Source organism: Rhodococcus aetherivorans (assembly GCF_011058165.1).
GTDB lineage: Bacteria > Actinomycetota > Actinomycetes > Mycobacteriales > Mycobacteriaceae > Rhodococcus > Rhodococcus aetherivorans.
Genome location: NZ_JAALEG010000004.1, coordinates 1 through 23083, shown reverse-complemented (window position 1 = coordinate 23083; position 23083 = coordinate 1). Strand labels below are relative to the sequence as shown.

Here is a 23083-nt window from a genome sequence, read left to right as displayed (position 1 = left end):
GTGTGGCACCCGGCAGCGGACGGCGCGGATCACACCGCCGACTCGGAGCGGCGTACGACGAACCGGGACAACTCGTCCCGGTCGATGGCCCGCTTGAGGATCTTCCCGGACGCCCCCTTCGGCAGTGCGTCGACGAAGCGGACGATGCGGGGTGCCTTGTAGGCGGACAACCGCTCCCGGCACCATCGCACGACGTCCTCGGCGTCGGCGCCGCCGCCGTCGCGCAGCACGACCACCGCGGCGATCTCCTCGCCGTAGTGCCGGTCCGGGACGCCCACCACGGCGGCCTCGACGACGTCGGGATGCTCGTAGAGCACCTCCTCCACCTCGCTGGGGTACACGTTGTAGCCGCCGCGGATGACGAGGTCCTTGACGCGGTCGACGATGCGCAACCGGCCCTGCTCGTCGAACTCTCCGAGGTCGCCGGTGCGGAACCAGCCCTGCTCGTCGAGCACGGCCGCGGTGTCGGCCGGGCGCTGCCAGTAGCCGGCCATGACGACGGGTCCGCGGACGAACACCTCCCCCACCTCGCCGGGCCCGCACGGGGCACCGTCCGGCCCGTAGACCTCGACCTCGATGTCCGGGGCCGCGGTTCCGCTGTACCCGATGCGCGCCGGGACGTCCCCCCATGAGAAGGTCGCCATGGCCGTGGTTTCCGTCAGGCCGTAGCCCTCCCGGATGGTGCAGCCGAAGCGCTGCCCGAAGTCGCGGGCCACCTCACCCGGCAGCGACGCTCCCCCCGAGACCGCCAGCCGCAGCCCCTCGAAATCCGCCGGGCCGTAGGGCGATTCGGCATGCAGCATCGCGTTCCACATGGTCGGAACCCCGCACACCACCGTCAGCCGATCCCGGACCACGAGATCGAGCATCGCCGCCGGGTCGAACGGGGACAGCAGGGACAGGGAGGATCCGGCGGTGAACGCCGACATCATCACCGAGGCCTGGCCGAAGATGTGGAACAGCGGCAATCCGGTCCCCACGCGGTCCTCGGGTCCCGATCCGGACAATGTGCACGAAATACGGCCCGCGGACAGCAGATTCGAGACGGTGAGCTGGGCCCCCTTGGGGCGGCCGGTGGTGCCCGACGTGTACAGCACCGCCGCGATGTCGCCGTCGGCACGGTCGACGGGGTCGATGGGGTCCTCCTCGACCGCGGCGCCCGGCTCCAGCGGCAGCCACGGCACGCCGAGACCCTCCGCGGCCTCGGCCACCGAGGCGGAGGCGCCGTGCCAGGCGATCGCGAGCACGGCCCGCGAGTCCCCGAGCGTATAGCTCAGCTCGGCCGCGGTGGACATGGTGTTCACCGGAACCACCACGGCGCCGACCGCCTGGATGCCCAGGTAAGCCAAGACGAATTCGGGTACCGACGGGGCGAGCAGGAGCACCCGGTCGCCGGTGGTGACGCCGCGACCGCGGAGCAGTGCGCCGTAGCGCAGCGCGTCGTCGCGAAGCCGGCGATAGCTTCGCTGCCCGTCCTGCGTGCGCAGGGCGATGCGTTCCGGCGCCGCGTCCGCATGGGCGAGGACGGGGTCGAGAACACTGGCCATGACTGGTTTCCCTTCGTCGAGTGACATTTTGGGGGGAGGCCCGCTCGTGATTGACATCACATGACGGATGCCCCAGACTAGCACCACAGCCTGAACCCGAATTCATGTTTGAGTGCTGTTTCTCGGCCCGTCCGACCGGAGGAATTGATCTGTGACATCGTCATCCGTGAGTCCGACCGGCATCGCGCCCGCCGGCACGTCGCACCACACGCGCGCTCATCGTAAGCTGCTCGCCGCCGGGCTCATCGGCAGCTCGATCGAGTGGTACGACTTCTTTCTCTACGGCACCGCCGCGGCGCTGGTCTTCCCGCACGTGTTCTTCCCCGACAGCTCACCCCTGATGGGAACGCTGTTGTCCTTCAGCACCTTCTGGGCCGGATTCGTGGCCCGTCCCATCGGCGGACTCGTAGCCGGCCACTTCGGTGACCGCTACGGCCGCAAACCCGTCGTCGTGGTCTCCCTGCTGCTCATGGGCCTGGCGACGTTCCTCATCGGCTGCCTGCCCTCCGCCGCCTCCATCGGCGTCCTCGCCCCCATCCTCCTGGTGACGCTGCGCTTCCTGCAGGGCATCGCCTGCGGCGGACAGTGGGGCGGAATCGTCCTGCTGCTCACCGAGTCCGCGGATCCCAAGCGGCGCGGCTTCGCCGGCACGTTCGGGCAGATGGGTGTGCCGTGCGGCGTCATCCTGGGCAACGTCGCCTTCCTGACGGCGACGGCCGCGATGCCGAACGAGGTGTTCCTCGACTGGGGCTGGCGGATCCCGTTCCTCGCCAGCGCGGCGCTGTTCCCCGTCGTCCTCTACATCCAGACCAAGGTGGAGGACACCCCCGAATTCCGGGAACTGCAGGCCGAAGTCGCAGCCACCCGGCCCGAGCAGCAGGTCGTCCAGGCCCCGCTGGCCGAAGCGATCCGCACCCACTGGCGCAAGATCCTGCTGGGCTGCGGCCTGCTCGCCGCGACGAACTCGCTGTTCTACATCAGCATCGCCGGCGTCCTGAGCTACGGCACCACCGAACTCGGCATGAACCGCAACTCGATCCTGGCCGTGTCGCTGGCCAGCTCGCTGGTGGGTCTCGGGTTCATCCTGTGGTCGGGGTGGATCTCCGACCGCGTCGGCCGCCGGCCGATGATCATGATCGGGGCAGCGGCGCTCGTGCTGTGGGCCTTCCCCTACTTCTGGCTCGTCAACACCGCGAATCTCGTGTTGTTCGCGGTGGCCGTCACGGTCGGCTCGATCTTCCAGTCCATGACGTACGGCCCACTGGCGGCGTACCTGGGCGAGCTCTTCGAACCGAACGTCCGGCTCTCGGGCGCGTCGCTCGCCTACCAGCTCGCCGCCGTCACCGTCAGCGGTGGCACGCCGTTCATCATGACCGCCCTGATCGCCAACACCGGCACGACGACGTGGGTCTCGGTGTTCGTGGCCCTGATGGGCGCCCTCACGCTGTTCTCGGCGTGGGTGCTGAAGGAGACCAACCCCGCGGCGGTGCGCCGCGACCCGAAGGCCGTCCCGGGCATCGCCCACGCACGGTAACCGGAACGGGTGCTGCCGGCCTCCACGATCACTCGTGGAGGCCGGCAGCATCTTTGCCGTATACCCCTCAGGCGACGACGCGGGCGAGCGACTCGGCCACCGCGACCGGCTTCTCCTGCCCCTCGCGCTCGAACGTCTGCAGCGTCCGGATCTGGATGCCGCCGCCGGCGGCCTCGGCCCCGAGAACCTGCATGCGCATCCGGATGCGGGAGCCCACCGGCAGCGGCGAGACGAAGCGCACCTTGTCGTAGCCGTAGTTGAGCCCGTGGGCGAACCCGTCGAAGCTCATGAGCTTGTAGGACAGTCCCGGCCCCAGCGAGAGCACGAGCAGACCGTGCGCGATCGTCGTGCCCAGAGGACTCGTCGCGGCGCGCTCGGGGTCGACGTGGATCCACTGGTGGTCGTCGGTGACCTCGGCGAAGGCGTTCACGAGTTCCTGGGTGACCGGCACCCAGTCCGTCGGCCCGATATCCCGTCCCACCAGGGCCTGGAGGTCGTCGAGGCCCGTGGGACGCACGGGCAGAGTGGTGATGTCGTCGGTCATGGATGCTTCCTCTCCGCGCGGCCGGAACGACTCGCGCCGAATCAAAACTTGAAGTTGAAACCGCGTTCAACTATACAGAGAGGGAGACGTCCGTCACCATCCTCTTCGCGACGCACCGCCTTCGACGACGGGCGATCCCAGCCCTGCCCCCCTTCCGCCAGGAGTGACCATGTCGGTCTACGAAATGTCCGAGCGCACCGTGCAGTACCGCGACACCCTGCTCGCCTTCATGGACGAGCACGTCTACCCCGCCGAGGCGGTGTACGAGGAGCAGATGCGCGCCTCCGGGGACCCGCACTTCCAGCCCCCGATCCTCGAGGAGCTCAAGGCCGAGGCCCGCCGGCGTGGCCTGTGGAACCTCTTCCACCCCCACCCCGACTGGGGCCCGGGTCTGACCAACCTCGAGTACGCGCCCCTCGCCGAGATCATGGGCCGCAGCCACATCGCCTCCGAGGCGTGCAACTGCAACGCCCCCGACACCGGCAACATGGAGGTGCTCACCCTCTTCGGGACCGACGAGCACAAGGAGAAGTACCTGCGCCCGCTGCTCGAGGGCACGATGGCCTCGGCGTTCGCGATGACCGAACCCGCCGTCGCCAGCTCCGACGCCACCAACATCGAGCTGTCCATGGTCCGGGACGGCGACGAGTACGTCCTCAACGGGCGTAAGTGGTTCGCCTCCAACGCGATGCACAAGAACTGCAAGGTGCTCATCGTGATGGGCAAGACCGATCCCACCGCCGCCCCGCACCGCCAGCAGTCGATGATGGTCGTCCCGATCGACGCCCCCGGCGTGACAGTGGTGCGCAACCTGCCGGTCTTCGGGTACGCCGACCGCGAGGGCCACGCCGAGATCACCTTCGAGAACGTGCGGGTGCCGAGCAAGGACGTCCTCGCGGGCGAGGGCGAGGGCTTCGCGATCAGCCAGGCCCGGCTCGGACCCGGCCGCATCCACCACTGCATGCGCGCCATCGGCATGGCCGAGCGGGCCCTCGAGCTCCTGTGCCGGCGCGCGTCGAGCCGGGTGACGTTCGGTCAGCCCCTCAGCGAGCGCGCCAACATCCAGGACTGGATCGCCGAGGCCCGCATCGAGATCGAGATGACCCGGCTGCTCACCCTGAAGGCGGCGCACCTGATGGACACCGTCGGCAACAAGCAGGCACGCATGGAGATCGCGGCCATCAAGGTCGCCGCCCCGACGATGGCGCTGAAGATCATCGACCGTGCCATCCAGGTGCACGGCGGCGGCGGCGTCACCGACGACTTCCCGCTCGCGATGATGTACGCACACATGCGCACGCTGCGCCTCGCCGACGGCCCCGACGAGGTGCACAAGCGCTCCATCGCCGTCGCCGAGCTGCGCAAGTACCGCACCGCTCCCGCCGGCGCCCCGTCGGTCAACGGCCACAAGGTGACGGTGGGCTGACCCATGACCGGACTCGATCTGACCGGCCGCACCGCGATCGTCACCGGGGCGTCCCGCGGTATCGGCCTGGCCGTCGCCCGGGACCTCGCGGCGGCCGGCGCGAACGTGGTGCTCACCTCCCGCAAGCAGGACGCGGCCGACGCCGCGGCCGCGCAGGTCACCGCGGCCGGGGTGCGGGGCACCGCACTCGGTGTCGGCGCGCACGCGGTCGACGAGGACGCGGCCCGGCGGTGCGTCGAACTCACCGTCGAGCGGTTCGGGCGCCTGGACATCCTCGTCAACAACGCCGGCACCAACCCCGCGTTCGGCCCGGTGATCGCCCAGGACCACGCCCGGTTCGCCAAGACCTTCGACGTCAACCTGTGGGGTCCGGTGCTGTGGACCTCCCTGGCCGTGCGGGAGTGGATGGGCGAGCACGGGGGCGCGGTCGTCAACACCGCCTCCGTCGGCGGGATGGCACCCGAAGCGAACATCGGCCTCTACAACGCCTCGAAGGCGGCGCTGATCCACCTCACCCGCCAGCTCGCCCTCGAGCTGGCGCCGCGGGTGCGGGTCAACGCCGTCGCCCCGGGCGTCGTGCGCACCCGCCTGGCCGAGGCCCTGTGGAAGGACCACGAGGACCGGCTCGACGCGGCCCTGCCGCTCGGCAGGATCGGCGAGCCGGCCGACATCGCCTCGGCGGTGGCCTTCCTCGCCTCCGACGCGGCGAGCTGGATCACCGGCGAGACCCTCGTCGTCGACGGTGGAGCGATGCTCGGTACCGCCGCCGCAGCCGAGGCCGGCGTCGCCGCCCGTTGAGCGCACCTCCGCACACCGAACTCGAGCGAAAGGTAACCCTATGAAGGCCTGGCGAATTCACGAAGTGGGCGAGCCCAAGGAAGCGCTGCAGCTGATGGACGTCCCCGACCCCGAGGCGGGGCCCGGACGGCTCGTCGTGCGCGTCGCCGCGGCGCCGGCCAACTTCCCCGACGTGCTGCTGTGCCGCGGGCAGTACCAGCTGAAGCCGGAACTGCCCTTCACACCGGGCGTCGAACTCGCCGGGACCGTCGTCGCGGCCGGCGAGGGCGTCACCCGCTTCGCCGTCGGCGACCGGATCATCGGCAATCCCGAGTTCCCCTTCGGCGGATTCGCCGAGCTCGCCGTGGTTCCGGAGGAGGACGCCTACCGCGCTCCGGCGTCCCTCGACGACGCCGAGGCCTCGGCGCTGTCGATCGGGTACCAGACGTCGTGGTTCGCCCTGCACCGCCGTACGCAGTTGCGGGCCGGGGAGACCCTGCTCGTGCACGCTGCCGCCGGTGGGGTCGGCAGTGCCGCAGTGCAACTCGGCAAGGCCGCCGGGGCCACCGTGATCGGTGTCGTCGGCGGCGCCGAGAAGGCCGACTACTGCCGGGCTCTCGGCGCCGACGTCGTCGTCGACCGGCACCGCGAGGACTTCGTCGACGTCGTCAAGGACGTCACCGCCGGCCGCGGCGCGGACGTGATCTACGACCCCGTCGGCGGCGACTCGTACAACCGCTCCACCAAGTGCATCGCGTTCGAGGGCCGCATCCTGGTGATCGGGTTCGCCGGGGGCACCATCCCGCAACCGGCGCTGAACCACGCGCTCATCAAGAACTACTCGATCATCGGCCTGCACTGGGGCCTGTACCGGCAGTACAACCGTGCCGCGATCGAGGCGTGCCACGAGGAACTGTGCCGCCTCGCCGACGACGGCGCCATCAAGCCGCTGATCAGCGAGCGGCTCTCCCTCGACGACGTCGCCGACGGGGTGGCCCGCCTCGGGGACGGGCACACCGTCGGCCGGCTCGTGTTCCAGCCGTAGCCGGCGCGGGCTACATCGGGACGGGTTACTTCGGGATCACCTGCGTCGCACCCGCGACGTAGGTGATGGTGCCCATCTCGAACTCGCTCTCCAGGCCGTTCGGGATCGGGCGCTCGTCACTGATCGGGAAGCCGAGTTCACCCTCCGCGCCGCCCTGGGCCTCCCAGGCGGTGCGGATCTCGCCCCACACCACGTGCGAGTCGGTGTCGGGACTCCAGGCGATGATGCCGCCCTCGAACTCCGCAATGTAGCCGTCGCCGACGTCCTGCTGATCCGCGGTCGGCGCCCCGAGGGGGCTGTTCGCCCCGCCGATCTCGTTGTACTTCGCGAGAATCGGCCCGCTGATGGTGTACTCGGCGCCGCCCGCACCCGGCAGCGTGGTCGTCTCCTCCACGGAGGCGCCCGGTTCCGTGGGGCCTCCGGTTCCGGTGGCGTCTTCGACCGCGGACCGGGCGGCGGACGTTGCCCCCTCGACCGCGGACTGCGCTGCACTCGTGGCGCTGCCGACCACATCCTCTGCGGTGGTGCCGTCGTCGCTGCTGCAGCCGGCCAGTACCAGCCCTGCAGCGGCGACGGCCGCGGCGACAGTGGCAGAACGACGCGGGATTCGATTCATGGGATCACTCCTCGTTGGCATCCGAACACCGGCCCCTCGACGCTAACCATCCCGTGCCGTCCCGTGCGGCGGTTTCCTCGCGCCGGACCGGACCGCGCGGCCGGTGCCCGTCCGCGCCCCGCCGCGATCGCAGCATCGGCGCAGGTCGCGCCCGGTGCGGCGGTTCGACCGTCCCGGACCGCTCTCCTCGTCACAGTCGGACAACGATCGGCGAACGAGGCTGCGACCGGCGTCCGTCGCCGTCACCGGCGCCCGTGACGCGGAACAGAACGCTTCCGCGCCACGGACGCAGGGCTTACCATGCGACGGACGAGAAAGGCCGTGACATGCGCGCACCCCGTCGTCGCCGGATCGGCGCCGCCCTCGCCCTCGTGGCGACCCTGTCGGCCGGGTGCGTCTCGGTCGACACCGATTCCCCGACGTCCTCGGCACCGGCCTCGCCGGAGTCCCGGTCGCTCACTCCCCCGCAGGTTGCCGGCGTCGACATCCCGGACGGGCAGGTCGACGACGCCGTCGCCCGCCTCGACGACCTCGCACGCGAACTGATGGATCGGACCGCCATCCCCGGGATGGCCGTCGCGGTCGTGCACCGCGGTGAGATCGTGTACGCGAAGGGGTTCGGTGTGCGCGAGGCCGGCCGCGACGCCGCAGTGGATGCCGACACCGTCTTCCAGCTGGCGTCGATGTCGAAGCCGCTCGGCGCAACCGTCGTCGCACACCAGGTCGGCGAGGGCGTGATCGGCTGGGACACCCCGGTGATCGAACGCCTGCCGGGCTTCGCCCTCGCGGACCCGTACGTGACGAGCCGCGTGACTGTCGGCGATCTCTACGCCCATCGCTCCGGGCTTCCCGACCACGCCGGCGACGAGCTCGAGGATCTCGGTTTCGACCGCGAGCAGGTGTTCGACCGGTTCCGCCTGCTGCCGCTCGGGCCGTTCCGGGATTCCTACGAGTACACCAACTTCGGGCTCACGGCCGCGGCGCAGGCGGTGGCCGACGCGTCCGGGGCCGACTGGGCGGACCTGTCGGCACGGGTGCTGTACGAACCCCTCGGAATGACCTCCACCAGTTCACGATTCGAGGACTACGAGGCCCGGCCCAACCGGGCCGTGGGTCATCAGCTCGTCGACGGCGACTACGTCGCGCGCGCCGTCCGCGATCCCGACGCCCAGTCCCCGGCCGGCGGGGTGAGCGCCTCGGTCACCGACGTCGCGCGGTGGCTGACCATGCTGCTCGGCGACGGTGAGTACCAGGGCCGGCGCATCGTCGACGCGGACGCCCTGCTGCCGGCGGTGTCCCCGCAGGCCGTGTCGAGCCCGCCGGGCACCGTCGACAGCCGGGCGGGGTTCTACGGGTACGGGTTCAATGTGGGCACGAGCCCGGCCGGGCGGGTGACGCTGAGCCATTCCGGGGCGTTCTCGCTGGGTGCCGCGACCGCGTTCACGGCCCTGCCGTCGGCGGACGTCGCGATCGTCGCGCTCACCAACGCCGCCCCGATCGGCGTGCCGGAGACCCTCGCCGCCGAGTTCGCCGATCTCGTGCAGTTCGGCGAGATCCGCGAGGACTGGTTCGCCCTCTACGAGAAGGCGTTCGCATCGTTCGACGACCCGAAGGGCTCGCTCGTCGGACGCCCCGCTCCCACGAATCCGGCCCCGGCCCGCCCCCTCGGGCAGTACACCGGCGTCTACACCAGCGAGTACTACGGTCCCGCGCGGATCGACGATCGCGCCGGCACACTGGTGCTCACCATCGGTCCCGCCGGGCAGACCTACCGGCTCGACCATTGGGACGGCGACGTGTTCACCTTCCCGATCGACGGCGGTGAGAACGCCCCGGACGGGACGATCTCCACGGCCACCTTCACCCCCGACGGCGTCACGTTCGAGTACTGGAACGAGAACGGCCTGGGAACCTTCACCCGAACAGGAGCGTCATGACCGAGCCGCACACCTCCGTGGACGAGAAGTCCGTCGCCGTCGTCCGCGAGTTCCTCGACGCGATGGTCGCCGAGGACGTCGAGCGCGCCGTCGCCCTCCTCGACCCGGACATCGCCTGGCACAACACGTCGCTGCCGACCGTGCGGGGCCTGCCCCGCGTGCGGCGCATCCTCGAGGGCCTGCGCCGGCCGTCGCTGGGCTTCGACGTCACCATCCATCACATCGCCGCGACCGGAAACGTGGTGCTCACCGAGCGCACCGACGTCCTGCGCCTCGGCCCCGTCTCCACCCGGTTCTGGGTGTGCGGCACGTTCGAACTGCGCGACGGGAAGATCGCGGTGTGGGACGACCACTACAACGTCGGCACGATCGTCGGCGCACTGGGCGCCGGCGCGCTCCGGGCGGTGCTGCGCCGGTCGTAGAATCTCCCCGGCCGCCGAACCGTTCGACGGCGACGAGGCAGGGAGCACGACGATGACCGACGCCGACCGGACGCCCGCGTTCGAGGCCGGAGTTCAGGTCCGCAGCGAGGTGATGGGCGCCGACTTCGTCGAGCGGGCCTTCGACCGCGCCCGCGGCACCGACTCCGAGGAGATGCAGGAGTTCGTCACCGAGCACGTGTGGGGCTCGGTGTGGACCCGGCCGGGACTCGACCGTCGCAGCCGCAGCCTGCTCAACCTGGGCATGCTGATCGCGCTGCGCGCGGAGAACGAGCTGCGCGGGCACGTGCGCGGCGCCCTGCGAAACGGTCTGACCCGCACCGAGATCGTCGAGGCGGTCATCCACGCGGGCGCCTACTGCGGCGCCCCGGCCGGCCTGGCCGCGATGCGCGTCGTCCAGGAGGTTCTCGAGGCCGAACTCGGCCCGCGCCCCTCGCAGGACTGACCCGCTCGCGCGGGGCGGTGGCCGAATGTCACATCGGGTCGATCACATCGCACCGGTGTGACATTCGGCCCACCAGCCGACGGCGTCAGGCGCCCGGGGCGAACTCCTCGAGCATCTCGGTCACCAGCGCCGCGATCGGCGAGCGCTCACTGCGGGTCAAGGTGACGTGCGCGAAAAGCGGGTGTCCCTTGAGCTTCTCGATCACCGCCGCGACGCCGTCGTAGCGGCCCACCCGCAGGTTGTCGCGCTGGGCGACGTCGTGGGTGAGCACCACCCGCGAGCCGGCGCCGAGCCGGGACAGCACGGTGAGCAGCACGTTGCGCTCGAGGGACTGGGCCTCGTCGACGATGACGAACGAGTCGTGCAGCGACCGGCCCCGGATATGGGTCAGCGGAAGCACTTCCAGCATGCCCCGGCTGATGACCTCGTCCATCACCTCCGGGCTCGCGAGACCGTCGAGGGTATCGAACACGGCCTGCGCCCACGGCCCCATCTTCTCGCTCTCGCTGCCCGGCAGATAGCCCAGTTCCTGTCCGCCGACGGCGTACAGCGGCCGGAACACCACGACCTTGCGCTGGGTGCGACGCTCCAGCACGGCCTCGAGGCCCGCGGTCAGCGCCAGCGCCGACTTGCCCGTCCCGGCTTTCCCGCCGAGCGAGACGATGCCGACGGACTCGTCGAGCAGCAGGTCCAGCGCCACCCGCTGTTCCGCGGAACGGCCGTGCAACCCGAACGCCTCCCGATCTCCGCGCACCAGCTGCACCCGCTTGTCCGGCGTGACCCGGCCCAGGGCGCTGGACGAGCCGCCCAGCAGCCGGATCCCGGTGTGGCACGGCAGATCCCTCGCGGTGTCGAGGTCGACGATCCCCTCGGCGAACAGGTCGTCGATCAGCGCCCTGTCCACCTCGAGCTCGGTCATGCCGGTCCAGCCCGACGTCACCACGTCCTGGGCGTGGTACTCGTCGGCGGTCAGCCCGACGGCACCGGCCTTGACCCGGAGCGGAATGTCCTTGCTGACCAGCACCACGTCGCGGCCGTCGCCGGCGAGGTTCAACGCGCACGCGAGGATCCGGGAGTCGTTGGTGTCGGTGCGGAATCCGGCCGGCAACACCTCCGGGTCGGTGTGGTTGAGCTCGACGTGCAGGGTGCCTCCCGCGGTCCCGATGGGGATGGGCTGATCGAGCCGGCCGTACTGCAGGCGCAGGTCGTCGAGCAGCCGCAACGATTCCCTCGCGAACCAACCCAGTTCGTGATGGTGCCGTTTGCCTTCGAGTTCGCCGATCACGACGAGGGGCAGCACCACTTCGTGCTCAGCGAAGCGGGTCACCGCCCACGGATCGGAGAGCAACACGGAGGTGTCCAGTACGAAGGTGCGTACATCGGGTTTCTTCGCCGGGGTCCTGCCGGAGCGGCGGGCGGGGACGGAGCGTGTTGCAGTCACGTGAGGCTCCTAGATCTGTGCAGCACCACACAGACTTCGTTCGATGGGCCGGTCGAACCTGGTGTCCACGAGGGACACGAGGGCCGGGTGCCGGCCCCTCGCTCTGCCTGTCACAGTCACGATCAGGACCTCCCGCGTAGCCGGCAACTGCGCCGTCTACACCCCCGACGCTAACGCCGACAGGCCCCGTCCGCTCGATGAGCGACGAGGCGTGTCGGTGAAGATTGGGTAAACGAGACGATCCGGACAGATTGCCGGGCGTCGCGCCTAGACCAGGTTCCAGTCCTCGAGACCCTGGTACAGCGGAGCGTCGGCGGCAAGCTTGCTCACCCGGCCGCGCAGCGTCGCGGTGTCGGACGACCCCGTCAACGCGGCCGCGATGATCTCGGCGACCTCGGTGAACTGCTCGTCCCCGAAGCCGCGGGTGGCCAGTGCCGGGGTGCCGATGCGCAGACCGGACGTGACCATCGGCGGACGCGGGTCGAACGGAACCGCGTTGCGGTTGACGGTGATGCCGATCTCGTGCAGCAGGTCCTCGCCCTGCTGGCCGTCGAGCTGCGAGTTGCGCAGATCGACGAGGACGAGGTGCACGTCGGTGCCGCCGGTCAGCACGGTGATGCCCTTGTCGGTGACATCGGACTGCATCAGGCGCTCGGCGAGGATCTGCGCACCGGAGACGGTGCGGCGCTGCCGGTCCTTGAACTCCTCGCTCGCGGCGATCTTCAGCGCGACGGCCTTCGCGGCGATGACGTGCATGAGCGGGCCGCCCTGCTGGCCCGGGAACACCGCGGAGTTGATCTTCTTGGCCCACTCCTGCTTGGCGAGGATCAGACCCGAGCGCGGGCCGCCGAGGGTCTTGTGGACGGTGGTGGACACGACGTCGGCGTACGGCACCGGCGACGGGTGCAGGCCCGCGGCGACGAGCCCGGCGAAGTGCGCCATGTCGACCCACAGGTAGGCGCCGACCTCGTCGGCGATGGAGCGGAACGCGGCGAAGTCCTCGTGCCGCGGGTACGCGGACCATCCGGCGACGATGACCTTCGGCTTCTCGGCCACCGCGATGGAGCGGACCTCGTCCATGTCGACGCGGTGGTCGTCCTTGCTGACCCCGTAGGACGCGACGTCGTACAGCTTGCCGGAGAAGTTCAGCTTCATGCCGTGGGTCAGGTGCCCGCCGTGGGCGAGGTCGAGCCCCAGCAGCTTCTCGCCCGGGTTCATCAGCGCCATCAGCACGGCGGCGTTGGCCTGCGCGCCCGAGTGCGGCTGGACGTTCGCGAACTCGGCACCGAACAGTTCCTTGGCGCGGGTGCGGGCGAGGTCCTCGACGATGTCGACGTTCTCGCAGCCGCCGTAGTAGCGGCGCCCCGGGTAGCCCTCGGCGTACTTGTTGGTGAGCACGCTGCCCTGCGCCTGGAGCACCGCGCGCGGCACGAAGTTCTCCGACGCGATCATCTCGAGCGTGTCGCGCTGGCGCGACAGCTCGCCGGCCATGGCCTGCGCCAGCTCGGGGTCGAGGTCTGAGAGCGAGGCGGTGTTGACGTCGGTGCCGGGCACAACGGTCATCGAGGATTCTCCAAGCTGGGGACGGCAGGAATTCACCTACCAGTCTACGAACCTCACCCCCGGTCGAGGAACCCGGTCCCCTCGGGCAATGGCCCAGCTCACGCCCGCTCGTTACCGCAGGGCGCTGGGCACCAGCGGTTCGTCGAGCAGGCGACGGAACCGTTCGATGCGTTCCGCGCCCGCAGGGGCCTGCGCCAGCCAGCCACCGAGCAGGCGGTAACCCTCGACGTAGGTGCTGATGTAGGCGCGCCACAACGGCGACGACAGGAAGCGCAGCGACTGCCGGGCCCGCTCCGGGCTCGACAGCGACCAGCGCTGCAGGAAGGCGACGACGTCGTCGCCGGTGCGGCCGCGGTCGTGCAGGAGCAGGGAGGCGTCCTGGCGGACGCCGAGCAGGCCGGCGGACGCCGCGTGCAGCTTCTCGGCGAGTTCACCGTCGAACCGCAGGCCCAGGTCGGCGTAGATGTCCTGCGCCCACTGTCCCCAGCCGGGCCCGACGATCGTCTCGAGGGCGAGGTCTGCGAGCCCCTCGGCCATGAGGCACTGCGGGGTGTTGACGACGAAGAGGGTCTGCTCATCGTGCCCGCCGGCGACGAGTCTGGCCTCCTTGCGGCAGTGTTCGGTGTGGTGGCCGGGGTAGGACTCGTGCGCGATCAGCCGCGGCAGGTGGGACATGTGCTGTTCGAGGTCGGAGTTGATCGCGACGCGGGAGCGGTAGTTGCCGAGGTAGTAGTTGAACCCGGACCACGGTTTGTCGCCGACCACCTCGTATTCGACGGTTTCGGTCTCGGGCAGTGGGAACACCGCGCGGACCCTGTCGCGCAGGGCGCTCGAGAAGGCGTCGACACACTCGGCGAGGCGGTCGGCGGGGACGACCTCGGACTTGCGGTGGGCCTGCACTCGCTCGGCGAGCGGGCCGCTGCCGGGCAGCAGCGCGTCGATGCGGCGGTGGGCCTCGCGGTACGCGTCCTCGTCGCCCATGTCGATATGCACGTCGAAGTAGGCCTCGACCTCGTCGACGAAGGCGATGTCCGCACCGGCGAACTTGCGGGCCGAGCATTCGAGGGCGCGCAGGTGCACGTCGAGGAAGCGGGTGCGCTCGTCGGAGAGCCCGGAGACGGGCAGCGCGGCCCGCAGTGTGCGCGCGGTGTGGGATAAATCACGAGGATCGGGGGCCGGCGCGTTCTCCACCCGGCCACGCAGGGCGGGGTCGCCGGTGAAGGCGTCGACGAAACCCTCCTCGAGCCGGTCGAATGCCAGGCCGAGCAGGAGATATTCGCGCACCAACGAGTCCGGGTCCATGCCCTGGCACCCTAGTCCCCAGGATCGGCCCCGTGCCTGCCGGCGAACCCGGAAACCGGACCCCGCGCGGCGAGCGGATGTGTCAGCGAGCACAATCGGCCGATATGGACATCCTTCGCCGCCAGCCATACCCGGGGTATGCCGCCGGGCCCGTCGTCGAGTCGGGAGTGTGCCGGTGGCGCGTCTGAGCGAGCCGAGTCCGTACGTCGAGTTCGATCGCAAGCAGTGGCGGACGCTGCGCAAGTCGACGCCGCTGGTGCTGACCGAGGAGGAACTGCGCGGCCTGCGCGGCCTCGGCGAGCAGATCGACCTGGCGGAGGTGGCGGAGGTGTACCTCCCGCTGGCCCGTCTGATCCACCTGCAGGTCGCCGCGCGGCAGCGGTTGTTCGCCGCGACCGCCACGTTCCTCGGCGAGAAGCACCCGGACCAGCAGGTGCCGTTCGTGATCGGGGTGGCCGGGTCGGTCGCGGTCGGCAAGTCGACGACAGCACGCGTGCTGCAGGCACTGTTGGCGCGGTGGGAGCACCATCCCCGGGTGGACCTGGTGACCACCGACGGCTTCCTGTACCCCTCCCGGGAGCTGATGCGTCGGAACATCATGCACCGCAAGGGCTTTCCGGAGAGCTACGACCGTCGCAAGCTGCTGCGGTTCGTCACGGAGGTCAAGTCCGGCGCCGCAGAGGTGGCCGCTCCGGTGTACTCGCACATCTCCTACGACATCATCCCGGGCCAGTACCACGTGGTGCGGCAACCGGACATCCTCATCATCGAGGGCCTGAACGTCCTGCAGACCGGTCCACGGCTGATGGTCTCGGATCTGTTCGACTTCTCGATCTACGTCGACGCCCGCCTCGAGGACATCGAGAAGTGGTATGTCGAGCGGTTTCTCGCGCTCCGCAAGACGGCATTCTCCGACCCCGACGCGCATTTTCACCACTACGCGAACCTGTCGGACCGCGACGCCGTGGGGGCCGCGAAGGAGATCTGGCATTCGATCAACCGGCCGAACCTGGTGGACAACATCCTGCCGACGCGGCCGCGCGCAACGCTGGTCCTGCGCAAGGACTCCGACCATTCGGTCAACCGCCTGCGCCTGCGGAAGCTGTAGGCGGCTTAGCCGCCGGTGTGTCCTTCGGGCGGCGGAAACAGCCCGAAGGACACACCGCGGCTACGTCCCGAACCGGCGGTGCCGCGCCGCGAAGTCGCGCAGGGCGCGAAGGAAGTCCACGCGGCGGAACTCCGGCCAGTAGGCCTCGGTGAACCAGATCTCGGAGTACGCGCTCTGCCAGAGCAGGAAGCCCGAGAGCCGCTGCTCGCCGGAGGTCCGGATGACGAGATCGGGATCGGGCTGCCCCGAGGTGTAGAGGTGATCGCTGATGGCCTCGACCGTGACGGCCTCGACCAGGCCCTCGCCGTCGAGCCCCTCGGCCTGCTTGGCCCGGAGCAGGGCCTGCACGGCGTCGGCGATCTCCTGCCGGCCGCCGTAGCCGACCGCGACATTGACGTGGGTGCCGGTGCGCCCCTGCGTGCGCTCGGCGGCCTCGCTCAGCCGCCGGCCCAGTTCGTCCGGCAGCAGGTCGAGCGTGCCGACGATCTTGACGCTCCAGTTCTGCTCCGGCCCGGAGATCTCCTCGACGACGTCGGTGATGATCTCGAGCAGCGCCTCGAGTTCCTCGGGCTCACGTTGCAGGTTCTCCGTGGAGAGCAGGTAGATGGTGGCCCTCTCGATGCCGGCGGCGTCGCACCAGCTCAGCAGTTCGGCGATCTTCAGTGCGCCCATGCGGTGCCCGTGGCTGACGTCGGTGAACCCGTTCTCGCGGGCCCAGCGACGGTTGCCGTCGCACATCACGGCGACGTGCCGGGGATGCTGCGCGCCGTCCAGCTTGCTCAGCAGCCGTCGTTCGTAGAGCTGATACAGCAGGCCGCGCGCGTTCACCCCGAGATCACCACGCGGGTCACATTACGCTCACGGTCGTCTCCGGTCGCAGCGGCGGTCGTGGCCGACGCCCGCGCGCCGGCCTCCGCCCCGCCGCGGATCCGGCACACCGCGAAAGTTACGGAAGCGTAGGTTACTCTTCGGTATCGAAGGGAGGCCCCGACCATGACGGTTTTCGGGATCGACGAACTGCCCGTGAAGCCGCGGATGCGCGGCTGGATCCATCTGTGGGCGTTCGGCGTCGCAGTGGTGGCCGGCATCGCGCTGGTGGTCCTGTCGCAGACCGTGGCCGATCCGCCCGCGGGCTGGTCGACGGTGATCTACAGCCTCACCGTCTGCGGTGTGTTCGGCGTGAGCGCCCTCTATCACCGCGTCCACTGGCACAATCCGCGGGCACGCACGTGGATGAAGCGTGCGGACCACTCGATGATCTTCCTGTTCATCGCCGGCAGCTACACCCCCTTCGCGACGCTCGCCCTGCCGCCGGAGACCGGCCGCACCCTGTTGTTCGTGGTGTGGGCCGGCGCCCTCGCGGGGGTCGCGCTGAAGATGCTCTGGCCCACCGCGCCGCGCTGGGTGGGAGTCCCGCTGTACCTGCTGCTCGGCTGGGCAATCGTCCCCGTCGCCGGTCAGCTGATCGACGAGGCGGGCATCGTCCCGATGGTGCTGCTGCTCGTCGGCGGCATCCTCTACAGCATCGGCGCTATCCTCTACGCCACCAAGTGGCCCGACCCGTGGCCGCACGTCTTCGGCTACCACGAGTTCTTCCACGCGGCGACCGTGCTCGCCGCGCTGTGCCATGCCGTTGCCGTGTGGCTGGTGGTGTTCGGGTAAACCCGTTCGGACGAAGATCACATCGGTGGCAGTCGCGGCACGGATCCGTAGACTCGGCCGGGATGACTGTTCAGCGACTGGCATTCGAACTGACCGAAACCAACCGGGAGTGGCTCGTCGAGCGGCCGCTGACGATCGCGGGATACCTCGTGGCAGCGCTGATCCTGAGGTATGTGCTGCACCGGTTCATCGACCGGATGACGAAGCCGCGGCACCAGAACGGCAAACCCGGCCTGCTCCGGCCCTTCCAGGAACGCGCCCCCAGGGGCCTGCCGGGCGTGCTGGTCAACGAGCGGCGCACGCAGCGCGCCGAGACGATCGGCTCGGTGCTCAAGTCCGGCGTCTCCGTCGTGGTTCTCGTCTGGTGCGTCCTGCAGATCCTCGGCACGCTCGGACTCAACGTCGCGCCGTTCATCGCGTCCGCCGGCATCGTCGGCGTCGCCCTCGGTTTCGGTGCGCAGAACCTGGTGCGTGACTTCATCTCCGGAATGTTCATGCTGCTCGAGGACCAGTACGGCGTCGGCGACGTCGTCGACCTGGGCGACGCGGTCGGCACCGTCGAATCCGTCGGCCTGCGGGTCACCACCGTCCGCGACATCAGCGGCACCCTCTGGTACTGCCGCAACGGCGAGATCCTGCGCGTGGGCAACATGAGCCAGGGTTACGCCGTCGCCGTCGTCGACTCCCCCATCGCCCACGCCGCCAACGTGCACCGGGCCTGCGAGGTGGCCCTGCGCGCGGCCCTCGAGACGGTCGAACGCGACGACCTGGCCGGCGACATCCTCGAGCCGCCCGAGATGCTCGGCGTCAACTCCGTCACCCCGGAGTCGGTGACGCTGCGGATCACCGTGCGCACGCGTGCCGGCAAGCAGTGGGCCGTGCAGCGGGCGATCGCCCGCGCGGTGCTCGAGGCGTTCGACGGCAACGGCATCGACGCTCCGCTGCCGGCGCTGCTCACCCCGTCCCGCGCCGGCTGAGCCCCGGACCGCTCAGGCCGAGAGCGCCGCGCGCAGTTCGGCCTCCGTCGTGACCGGCCTGTCGCACACGTATCCGCGGCACACGTACGCCGCCGGCCCTCCGTCGACCAGCGGGCGGTCGGCCAGCAACGGGGACGAGTCCGGGTCCCCGCCGACCACGACGGCGCCGCCGGGGGCCGCCTGCCGCACGACGGAGAGCAGCTCGCCGCCGCCGACCACGGCCACCTGGATCGGGCCGCGCACCGCCGCCTCGGCGACCGTCAGCCAGTGCCCGGCCGAGCGCGGCGCCCGCTCGAGCAGCACCACCGCCGACCGCAGCGACGCGTCCGCCGCGTCGGCGTACCGCGGGTCCTCGGGCACGACCGCGGCGAGGGTGAGCAGGGCCTCGGAGATCAGCGCCGCCCCCGACGGGGTGGCGCCGTCGATCGGGTCACGAGGCCGCGCCACCAGGGTCTCGGCGTCGTCGGCGGTGTCGAACCAGCTTCCGGGCCGCGCCGGATCCTGGAAGTGCGTCAACGCGACGTCGGCGAGGGCCCGGGCCGGGTCGAGCCACGCGGCGTCGCCCGTCGCCTGGTACACCGCCAGCAGGGCGGTGACGAGGGCGCCGTAGTCCTCGAGCACACCCGCGGGGGCGCCGACCGTGCCGCCGAGGGAGGCACGCCGGAGCCGTCCGTCCACCAGGTGCAGGTCCAGCAGGGCCCGGGCGCAGTCGACGGCCGCGTCGACCCAGTCGGTGCGGCCGAACGCGGCACCCGCCTCGGCCAGCGCGGTGATCGCGAAACCGTTCCACGCCGTGACGACCTTGTCGTCGCGGCCGGGCTGCGGCCGCTGCAGCCGGGCGGCGAACAGCTCGGCCCGCACCCGCTCGTAGCGCTCGGCATCGTCCGGGTCGGCGAGCAGCTGCAGCACCGACGAGCCGTGTTCGAAGGTGCCGGCGTCGGTCACGGTGAACAGCTCGGCCGCCCACTGCGCGTCGTCGCCGAGGACCTCGGCCAGCTGCCCGGGGGTCCACACGTAGGTCAGGCCCTCGACCCCGTCCGTGTCGGCGTCGAGAGCGGAGGCGAAGCAGCGCCCGGCCGTGCGCAGGTCCCGCAGCAGGAACTCGACGGTCTCCTCGGTGACCCGCCGCACCCAGGGCGCCGACATCCGTCGCGCGAGGTGCGCGTACACCCGCAGCAGCAGCGCGTTGTCGTAGAGCATCTTCTCGAAGTGCGGGACCACCCACCCGGCGTCGACGCTGTAACGGGCGAAGCCGCCGGCCAGCTGGTCGTAGATGCCGCCCCGCGCCATCGCTTCGGCCGTCCGCTCGACGAGGGACAGCACGGCCGGGTTCCCGCTGCGCTCGTATCCGCGCAGCAGACCCTCGAGCAGCGCGGACGGCGGGAACTTCGGGGCGCCCCCGAACCCGCCGTGCACCGCATCCTCGTCGGCGGCGACGGCGGCGTCGGCGGCGTCGAGCAGCGCGGCGTCCACCGGGCGCTCGCCGGGAGCGAGGCCGCCGCTGCCGCGGCGCAGCTCGGAGACGATGGCGACGGCGGACCGGTGCACGTCGGCGCGACGGTTGCGCCAGGTCTCGGCGATCGCCTCGAGCAGCTGGGTGAACGACGGCATGCCGCCGCGCGGCATCTTCGGGTAGTAGGTGCCGCAGTAGAACGGGGCACCGTCCGGGGTGAGGAAGCACGTCATCGGCCAGCCGCCCTGACCGGTCATCGCGACGGTGGCGTTCATGTAGATCGCGTCGATGTCCGGGCGTTCCTCCCGGTCCACCTTGATGCACACGAAGTGCTCGTTCATCAGCGCGGCGGTGGCCTCGTCCTCGAACGACTCGTGCGCCATCACGTGGCACCAGTGGCACGCCGCGTACCCCACGGACAGCAGGACCGGCACGTCCCGCTCCCGGGCCCAGGCCAGCGCCTCGTCACCCCACTGGTGCCAGTGCACCGGGTTGCCGGCGTGTTGCCGCAGGTAGGGGCTGGTCGCCTCGCCGAGGGTGTTCCGGTTGCGGGTGCCGGGCACCGACGGCTCCGGGGGTGTCACGACGCGCCCGTCAGTTGGTGGCCATCGGGGGCTGGGGGTGGTCGGGTTTGCGGCTCTCCGCGGCCCCGCGATCGGTCCCCTCGTCCGCGGCCTGGTCCGGCTCCGGATGCTCGGGCTCGAACGTCTCGGGCAGCTTGCCGAGCCGCTTGTTCATCGAGCGGATCAGCAGGGCGGTCGCCACGAGCAGGATCACGATGAGCGCGAGACCGAGCGGCGACGCCTTACCGAATTCGGGGCCGGTGGGGTCCTGGGCCAGAACCTCGGCCGCCAGCATGCCTACCGTCATCTCACCTGTCCGTCCTCGAGGCCCGCGAACAGATCCGTTTCGGGGATCGCCGTGTGCACGCGGGTCTTGGCCAATTCGAATTCCTCCGTCGGCCACACCTTCTGCTGGATGTCCAGCGGCACGGCGAAGAAGGAGCCGTTGGGGTCGATCTGCGTCGCATGGGCGCGCAGTGCGTCGTCCCGCTTCGGGAAGTAGTCGCTGCAGGTGATCTGCGTGGTCACCCGCGCCATGATGTCGCCCTGCTCGGTGCGCCACCGCTTGAGCCATTCCTCCATGGGGAACGGTTCGCCGCGCCGCTCGTACTCCTCGCGGAACAATTCCAGGCGCTTGCGGATGAACCCGTGCGAGTAGTACAGCTTCTGCACCTTCCACGCCGGGCCGGCCTCGGGGAACCGATCCGGGTCGCCGGCCGCCTCGTACGCCGCGACGGAGACCTCGTGGCAGCGGATGTGGTCGGGGTGCGGGTAGCCGCCGTTCTCGTCGTACGTGGTCATCACGTGCGGCCGGAACTCGCGGATCACCTCGACGAGCTTGCGGGTCGGTTCCTCGAGGGGCACCAGCGCGAAGCAGCCCTCGGGCAGCGGCGGCTTGGGGTCGCCCTCCGGCAGCCCGGAGTCGACGAAGCCGAGCCAGCGGTGCTGCACGCCGAGGATGCGGGCGGCCGCGGCCATCTCCTCGCGCCGGACCTCGGGCATGCGGTCCTGGATCCCGGGGATGTCCATGGCGGGATTGAGGATGTCGCCGCGTTCACCCCCGGTGAGGGTGACCACCAGCACCTCGTGCCCTTCCGCGGCATAGCGGGCCGTCGTGGCGGCACCCTTGCTCGACTCGTCATCGGGATGGGCATGCACGGCCATGAGCCGTAGTCCGCTCACGTCTTTCCTCCACCTCGCCGTCGGCTGCATCGTCGCGGCCCGGACCACCGGCACTGCGAGCCGGCGTCCTGGGTTCCTCCCCTATAGTTCCACCTGACACGTCCATCGTCAGCCACGCCCCCGCGGCCTTCGCGGGTGCACGAAAGTAAATGTGATGACCGACACCACCCCGATCGACCGCTACCCGACCGGCCGCTACCCGGCGACGGGCGGATCCCGCCGCACCTGGTTGTGGGCGCTGGTCGCGGTCGGGCTCGTCGTCGGGGTGGTCGGGGCGTTCCTGCTCTACCAGAAGTTCGGCACCCCGGAGATCGAGAGCGACGTCGTCACCTACACCGTCGTCGACGACTCCACCGTCCAGGTGCAGTTCACCGTGACGCGGAAGGATCCGTCGCAGGAGGCGGTGTGCATCATCCGCTCGCGGTCGAAGGACGGGTCCGAGACGGGCCGCCGCGAGGTGCTGATCCCCTCGTCCGAGTCCGGCACCCTGCTGATGGACGCACCGGTGGTGACGTCGCAGCGCCCGGGCATGGCGGACATGTACGGCTGCAGCTTCGACGTGCCCGAATACCTGCGCGCACACTGACCGCACGCTGCGGATTCCGTGGTGGAGACCACGTTGGTGCTAGAATCGCCGGATACACGGTTCCACCCTTTGGGGCCGTGTATTGCTGCATAGGAAGCAGTGCGGTCCTGTTCGCCACTGGCTTGGGGGGAACGTTCGAGGGATCCGCGTTGCCGTCGTCGCTGCGAGTGCGGCGACCAGTCGACGGAGCCGGGGGCTCCAACCCGAAGGAAGTGATCGAGGATGACCGAGACCCAGGTGACCTGGCTGACACAGGAGTCGTACGACCGACTCAAGGCAGAACTCGACCAGCTCATCGCGAATCGTCCCGTCATCGCGGCCGAGATCAACGAGCGCCGTGAAGAGGGCGACCTCAAGGAGAACGGTGGTTACCACGCCGCTCGCGAGGAGCAGGGTCAGCAGGAGGCCCGGATTCGTCAGCTGCAGGAACTGCTGAACAACGCGAAGGTCGGTGTTGCGCCCACCCAGTCCGGCGTCGCGCTGCCCGGCTCGGTCGTCACGGTGTACTACGACGGCGACGAAAGCGACAAGGAAACGTTCCTCATCGCCACCCGTGAGGAAGGCGCCCGGGGCAACGAGATCGAGATCTACTCGCCCAGCTCCCCGCTGGGCGGTGCCCTGATCGACGCGAAGGTCGGCGAGACCCGCGAGTACACGCTCCCCAACGGCAGCACCATGAAGGTGACGCTCGTCAGCGCGGAGCCGTACCACAGCTGATCGGCGGCAGCCGCCTCGCGGCGCGGCCGGCACGACGTGAAGGGCCCGACCGGTCTCCGGTCGGGCCCTTCTCGCGCGCCCGGGGCAGGCGGTTCAGAGCAGGCGCCGGGCCTTCATGCCGGGGAAGACCGCGCCGACGCGCACCACGTCCCCGAACGTCGGGGCGTGCACCATCTGACCGCCGCCGATGTAGATGCCCACGTGCCCCGGCCCGTCGG

The 23083-nt window shown here is 70.3% G+C and carries 23 protein-coding genes; 12 read left to right on the top strand and 11 right to left on the bottom strand.

Annotated features, from left to right (window positions below):
* Window positions 1-29: 29 nt before the first annotated feature.
* Entirely contained in the window at window positions 30-1547 is a 1518-nt protein-coding gene (locus G6039_RS02610; protein ID WP_043799715.1) for a class I adenylate-forming enzyme family protein, read from the bottom strand.
* A gap of 151 nt (window positions 1548-1698) precedes the next feature.
* Here G6039_RS02610 and G6039_RS02605 point away from each other — a divergent pair, with 151 nt between their 5' ends.
* Window positions 1699-3081, top strand: a complete 1383-nt coding sequence (locus tag G6039_RS02605) for an MFS transporter (protein ID WP_029542223.1) — start codon at window positions 1699-1701, stop codon at window positions 3079-3081.
* 67 nt (window positions 3082-3148) lie between these two features.
* Here G6039_RS02605 and G6039_RS02600 read toward each other — a convergent pair whose 3' ends face one another.
* A complete protein-coding gene (locus G6039_RS02600) occupies window positions 3149-3625 on the bottom strand; it encodes a MaoC family dehydratase (RefSeq protein ID WP_029542221.1) in 477 nt (158 codons plus the stop codon).
* A gap of 169 nt (window positions 3626-3794) precedes the next feature.
* Between G6039_RS02600 and G6039_RS02595 the strand changes: the two genes are divergently transcribed.
* The 3 genes from G6039_RS02595 to G6039_RS02585 are packed head-to-tail and all read left to right on the top strand — an operon-like array spanning window position 3795 to window position 6873.
* Window positions 3795-5051 carry an acyl-CoA dehydrogenase family protein gene (locus tag G6039_RS02595; RefSeq protein ID WP_029542219.1) on the top strand — a complete coding sequence of 419 codons (1257 nt, stop codon included), beginning with the start codon at window positions 3795-3797 and terminating at the stop codon, window positions 5049-5051.
* 3 nt (window positions 5052-5054) lie between these two features.
* Complete coding sequence (locus G6039_RS02590; RefSeq protein WP_043799712.1) at window positions 5055-5849, top strand: SDR family oxidoreductase; 795 nt, start codon at window positions 5055-5057, stop codon at window positions 5847-5849.
* 40 nt (window positions 5850-5889) lie between these two features.
* Window positions 5890-6873 (top strand): NADPH:quinone oxidoreductase family protein, encoded by a 984-nt coding sequence (locus tag G6039_RS02585; RefSeq protein WP_029542215.1) that lies wholly within the window; start codon window positions 5890-5892, stop codon window positions 6871-6873.
* 25 nt (window positions 6874-6898) lie between these two features.
* Here G6039_RS02585 and G6039_RS02580 read toward each other — a convergent pair whose 3' ends face one another.
* Window positions 6899-7489 (bottom strand): LGFP repeat-containing protein, encoded by a 591-nt coding sequence (locus tag G6039_RS02580; protein WP_029542213.1) that lies wholly within the window; start codon window positions 7487-7489, stop codon window positions 6899-6901.
* A gap of 326 nt (window positions 7490-7815) precedes the next feature.
* Between G6039_RS02580 and G6039_RS02575 the strand changes: the two genes are divergently transcribed.
* Genes G6039_RS02575 through G6039_RS02565 form a run of 3 tightly spaced genes read left to right on the top strand, consistent with a single transcriptional unit; the run spans window position 7816 to window position 10311 of the window.
* A complete protein-coding gene (locus tag G6039_RS02575) occupies window positions 7816-9426 on the top strand; it encodes a serine hydrolase (protein ID WP_043799707.1) in 1611 nt (536 codons plus the stop codon).
* A complete protein-coding gene (locus G6039_RS02570) occupies window positions 9423-9848 on the top strand; it encodes a limonene-1,2-epoxide hydrolase family protein (RefSeq protein ID WP_006940402.1) in 426 nt (141 codons plus the stop codon). Before G6039_RS02575 ends, G6039_RS02570 begins: the two co-directional genes overlap by 4 nt.
* A gap of 52 nt (window positions 9849-9900) precedes the next feature.
* Window positions 9901-10311 carry a carboxymuconolactone decarboxylase family protein gene (locus G6039_RS02565; RefSeq protein ID WP_006940401.1) on the top strand — a complete coding sequence of 137 codons (411 nt, stop codon included), beginning with the start codon at window positions 9901-9903 and terminating at the stop codon, window positions 10309-10311.
* A gap of 85 nt (window positions 10312-10396) precedes the next feature.
* Here G6039_RS02565 and G6039_RS02560 read toward each other — a convergent pair whose 3' ends face one another.
* The 3 genes from G6039_RS02560 to G6039_RS02550 form a co-directional block, all read right to left on the bottom strand.
* Window positions 10397-11752 (bottom strand): PhoH family protein, encoded by a 1356-nt coding sequence (locus G6039_RS02560; protein WP_174824765.1) that lies wholly within the window; start codon window positions 11750-11752, stop codon window positions 10397-10399.
* A 267-nt stretch (window positions 11753-12019) separates the two neighbouring features.
* Window positions 12020-13315: a serine hydroxymethyltransferase gene (glyA, locus tag G6039_RS02555; protein ID WP_006940399.1), complete on the bottom strand. Its 1296-nt coding sequence runs from the start codon at window positions 13313-13315 to the stop codon at window positions 12020-12022.
* A gap of 111 nt (window positions 13316-13426) precedes the next feature.
* A complete protein-coding gene (locus tag G6039_RS02550) occupies window positions 13427-14617 on the bottom strand; it encodes a hypothetical protein (protein ID WP_043799701.1) in 1191 nt (396 codons plus the stop codon).
* Window positions 14618-14792: 175 nt separating this feature from the next.
* Here G6039_RS02550 and coaA point away from each other — a divergent pair, with 175 nt between their 5' ends.
* On the top strand, window positions 14793-15725 hold the full coding sequence (gene coaA / locus G6039_RS02545) for a type I pantothenate kinase (RefSeq protein WP_006940397.1): 933 nt from the start codon (window positions 14793-14795) through the stop codon (window positions 15723-15725).
* Between the two features lie 60 nt (window positions 15726-15785).
* Here coaA and G6039_RS02540 read toward each other — a convergent pair whose 3' ends face one another.
* Window positions 15786-16553 (bottom strand): isoprenyl transferase, encoded by a 768-nt coding sequence (locus G6039_RS02540; RefSeq protein WP_006940394.1) that lies wholly within the window; start codon window positions 16551-16553, stop codon window positions 15786-15788.
* Window positions 16554-16718: 165 nt separating this feature from the next.
* Here G6039_RS02540 and trhA point away from each other — a divergent pair, with 165 nt between their 5' ends.
* Window positions 16719-17387 (top strand): PAQR family membrane homeostasis protein TrhA, encoded by a 669-nt coding sequence (gene trhA, locus G6039_RS02535; protein ID WP_006940391.1) that lies wholly within the window; start codon window positions 16719-16721, stop codon window positions 17385-17387.
* Between the two features lie 62 nt (window positions 17388-17449).
* A complete protein-coding gene (locus tag G6039_RS02530) occupies window positions 17450-18364 on the top strand; it encodes a mechanosensitive ion channel family protein (RefSeq protein ID WP_043799699.1) in 915 nt (304 codons plus the stop codon).
* Between the two features lie 12 nt (window positions 18365-18376).
* On the opposite strand, the gene G6039_RS02525 is transcribed toward G6039_RS02530, so the two are convergent.
* Genes G6039_RS02525 through mca form a run of 3 tightly spaced genes read right to left on the bottom strand, consistent with a single transcriptional unit; the run spans window position 18377 to window position 21562 of the window.
* The gene (locus tag G6039_RS02525) at window positions 18377-20401 is read right to left on the bottom strand and encodes a thioredoxin domain-containing protein (protein WP_043799697.1); all 2025 of its coding nucleotides are present in this window, start codon (window positions 20399-20401) and stop codon (window positions 18377-18379) included.
* A gap of 10 nt (window positions 20402-20411) precedes the next feature.
* Window positions 20412-20687 (bottom strand): hypothetical protein, encoded by a 276-nt coding sequence (locus tag G6039_RS02520; RefSeq protein ID WP_006940388.1) that lies wholly within the window; start codon window positions 20685-20687, stop codon window positions 20412-20414.
* A complete protein-coding gene (gene mca, locus G6039_RS02515; protein WP_029542206.1) occupies window positions 20684-21562 on the bottom strand; it encodes a mycothiol conjugate amidase Mca in 879 nt (292 codons plus the stop codon). Before mca ends, G6039_RS02520 begins: the two co-directional genes overlap by 4 nt.
* Before the next feature lie 154 nt (window positions 21563-21716).
* Here mca and G6039_RS02510 point away from each other — a divergent pair, with 154 nt between their 5' ends.
* Both G6039_RS02510 and greA read left to right on the top strand, forming a co-directional pair.
* Window positions 21717-22148, top strand: a complete 432-nt coding sequence (locus G6039_RS02510; RefSeq protein WP_029542204.1) for a DUF4307 domain-containing protein — start codon at window positions 21717-21719, stop codon at window positions 22146-22148.
* Window positions 22149-22370: 222 nt separating this feature from the next.
* On the top strand, window positions 22371-22865 hold the full coding sequence (gene greA, locus G6039_RS02505) for a transcription elongation factor GreA (RefSeq protein WP_003935085.1): 495 nt from the start codon (window positions 22371-22373) through the stop codon (window positions 22863-22865).
* Between the two features lie 93 nt (window positions 22866-22958).
* Here the strand turns inward: greA and G6039_RS02500 are convergent.
* Window positions 22959-23083, bottom strand: a 125-nt coding sequence (locus G6039_RS02500) for an NlpC/P60 family protein (protein WP_164528056.1), incomplete at its 5' end; no start/stop codon positions are given.